We start from the raw sequence: 2,715 nt of genomic DNA, 5'->3' as shown, positions 1-2,715 counted from the left end.
TATAGCGCGACAATCAGGATGAGAGCGGCGCGTCAATCAAGATGAGACGAGGCGGCCGAGTCAGGAGATAATTGACGCTGGCCGTCAACTTGGCAAGCGTTGATTGACGCTGCGCGACAATCAAGCGGCGCTGCCAGCGTCAATCAAAGTCTTGTCGAGTTCGTTTGGGGTAGTGTGAACAGGCGGCCGGCCTGGACCGCGCTTGCGATCGAGGGCAACTTTTCGACGGTAACTTTCGACGTTCATCTCGAGGATCGTGGCGTGGTGGACCAAACGATCGATGGCAGCCAATGTCATTGCTTGGTCCGGGAAGATACGCCCCCATTCGCCAAATGGCTGATTGGCCGTGATCAGCAGCGAGCGTCGTTCGTAGCGGGCGGCGATCAACTCGAACAACACACTGGTTTCCGCCTGATCCTTGCTCACATATGTGATGTCGTCGAGGATCAGGAGGTCATAGCGATCGAGTTTGGCGATCGCGGACTCCAGCGCCAGCTCGCGCCGCGCGACCTGCAGCCGTTGCACCAGATCAGTGGTTCGCGCGAAGAGAACGCGCCAACCGTTCTCGACGAGAGCCAGGCCGATCGCCGCGCCGAGATGGGTCTTGCCGCCGCCCGGTGGACCGAACAAGAGCAAATTGGCGCCGGCCTTCAACCAGGCGTCGCCGGCGGCGAGCGCCATCGCCTGTGCCTTTGATAGCATCGGCACGCTTTCGAAGTCGAAGGTTGCGAGCGTCTTGCTGGCGGGCAAACGCGCTTCCACCATGTGTCGCTCGATCCGACGGCGGGTGCGATCGGCGGCCTCGTGCTCGGCAAGGGCGGCGAGGAAGCGGGCGGCAGGCCACCCTTCCTTGTCCGACTGTGCGGCGAGCTTCGGCCAGATCGCCTTGACGCCCGGCAGGCGGAGCTCATTGAGAAGCAGCTCGACACGGGCAGCATCGACGGAGGTAGCGATACCGGTCATGCTGCCTCTCCCAGGTTCGAGCGGCCCGACATGACGCTGACGGAGGCGAGTTCATCGTAGACGTCGAGCGGCGCCAGCTTGACGGCGACACGCGGGATCGAGGCCGCCTCGGGCCGGAAGCGGTCGCGCAGCGCGGCAAGATCGGGTAACTGTCCGGCGTCCAGATCCATCGCGATCGCCTCGGCGAGTTCTGCTTCGCAGGCGCGCTCGTGAGCCAGCGCCAGAAGCTCGAGCGTCACCTTGCAGGCGCGCCGGTCATCACCATGCTCCCGCAAGGTCTCGAACAGACGTTTGTAAGCTGCACGCGGGAAGAGTTGGTCGCGATAAACGAGATTGAGGAGCGCCATCGGCTTGCGCCGCAGGGCATGGATGACGTGCCGGTAATCCACGACATGACCGCCCTGGCTCTCGGACACGGGCCGACCGCGCCGCAGCGTCACGACCGGCGTGACGCCAAGGAAGCATTCGAGCCGGTCGTCGAAGATGCGCACACGCAGGCGATGGCCGATCAATCTTGAAGGCACGGTGTAGAACACGCGCCGCAGGATGAAGCCGCCTGACGACGTCACCGGGATCACTTTCTCCTCGAAGTCGGTCGTGCGGCCTTTTGGCAACGGCGCCAATGCCTCCTTCTCGAGCGCGATCGGCTTGGCGAGGTTGGCGTTGCGCCGGCCGACAATCTCGTCGACAAAAGCCCGGTACGCATCGATACTGGCGAAGTCGCGCGTCCCCCGCAGCAACAGCGCATCTTCCAGTGCCCGCTTGAGATGGCCGTGCGCGCTCTCGATCGAGCCGTTCTCATGTGCGATGCCCGCATTGTTGCGCGTTGGCGCCATGCCATAGTGGCCCATCAGCCCGGCGTAGCGCTGCGTCAGATCCTCCCGTGCGTCGGCGGCCAGATTGCGGAACGCTGCCGACAGGCTGTCGCTGCGATGCTCCCGCGGCACGCCGCCAAGCGCCCACAGCGCGTTCTGCAAGCCCTCCGCCAGGGCGACGAAGCTTTCGCCGCCGAGCACGACATGGGCATGCTCGAAGCCGGAGAACGCCAACCGGAAGTGATAGAGCCGGTGATCGAGCGGCTCACCCGCGATGGTAATACCGAGCGCGCTCACGTCGGTGAAGTCGGACAGACCCAGGCGGCCGGGCTCGTGCTGCTGGCGGAAGATCACGTCCTGTTCGGGCCGTTGAGCGCCCGCCAGGCGTTGATGCGCCGCTCCAGCGTGCGGCGGATGTTCGGGTTCAGGTCATGATGCCGTCGGCGCAGCTCGTCCAGCACGCCGATCACGCGGATGCCGGGCGCAGCCTTCAGGATCGGAACGATCTCGGCCTCCCAATACTGCGCGAGCGGATCGGACCGGCGCCGGCCCCTCGGCGTCTTCTTCTGCGATGGCGGGCGACAATCGCCCTCGATCCGATACGCGCTTGCCTTCGAGAACCCCGCCTTGGCCGCGGCGGCCTCGGGGGACAGTGTCTGTCGGTAGGTCATGTACAGCCTCATCTGGTGGTCGGTGATGTGGAGGCCAGGCAAGGCATCGATTCCCTCTTGTCGAGACGAATCAACAGCTTGCACCAGCCGCACCCGGCCGCCAGACGGGTCCAAAAACGCGCGACGCCGATGGGAACGGTCCTCCGGTCGGGCTACGCCCTCCCTTCGGTCCGCCCCCATCGGCGCAGTCTCACCTTGATTGTCGCTGGAGTCTCACCCTGATCGCCGCCGCGCAATGCGGCTTATAACAAGCTCGCGCGATCCGA

Annotated in this window: 1 protein-coding gene and 1 pseudogene; both read right to left on the bottom strand. The window is 64.8% G+C overall.

The window, feature by feature from the left end; genetic code table 11:
- Window positions 1-120: 120 nt before the first annotated feature.
- Window positions 121-963, bottom strand: a complete 843-nt coding sequence (gene istB / locus H8A92_RS40175; protein ID WP_229200769.1) for an IS21-like element helper ATPase IstB — start codon at window positions 961-963, stop codon at window positions 121-123.
- Window positions 960-2,491 (bottom strand): annotated as a pseudogene (gene istA, locus H8A92_RS40170) (IS21 family transposase). The gene istB and the pseudogene istA overlap by 4 nt, the downstream one beginning before the upstream one ends.
- Window positions 2,492-2,715 lie beyond the last annotated feature (224 nt).

This window comes from Bradyrhizobium acaciae (assembly GCF_020889785.1).
In the GTDB taxonomy this organism is placed as follows: Bacteria; Pseudomonadota; Alphaproteobacteria; order Rhizobiales; family Xanthobacteraceae; genus Bradyrhizobium; species Bradyrhizobium acaciae.
The sequence above is the reverse complement of the archived record's forward strand: the minus strand, read 5'-3'. Positions and strand labels throughout refer to the sequence as shown.

Bases quoted from the DNA above. Each gene is read 5' to 3' on its own strand.
- istB (WP_229200769.1), bottom strand. From the start codon at position 963: ATGACCGGTATCGCTACCTCCGTCGATGCTGCCCGTGTCGAGCTGCTT.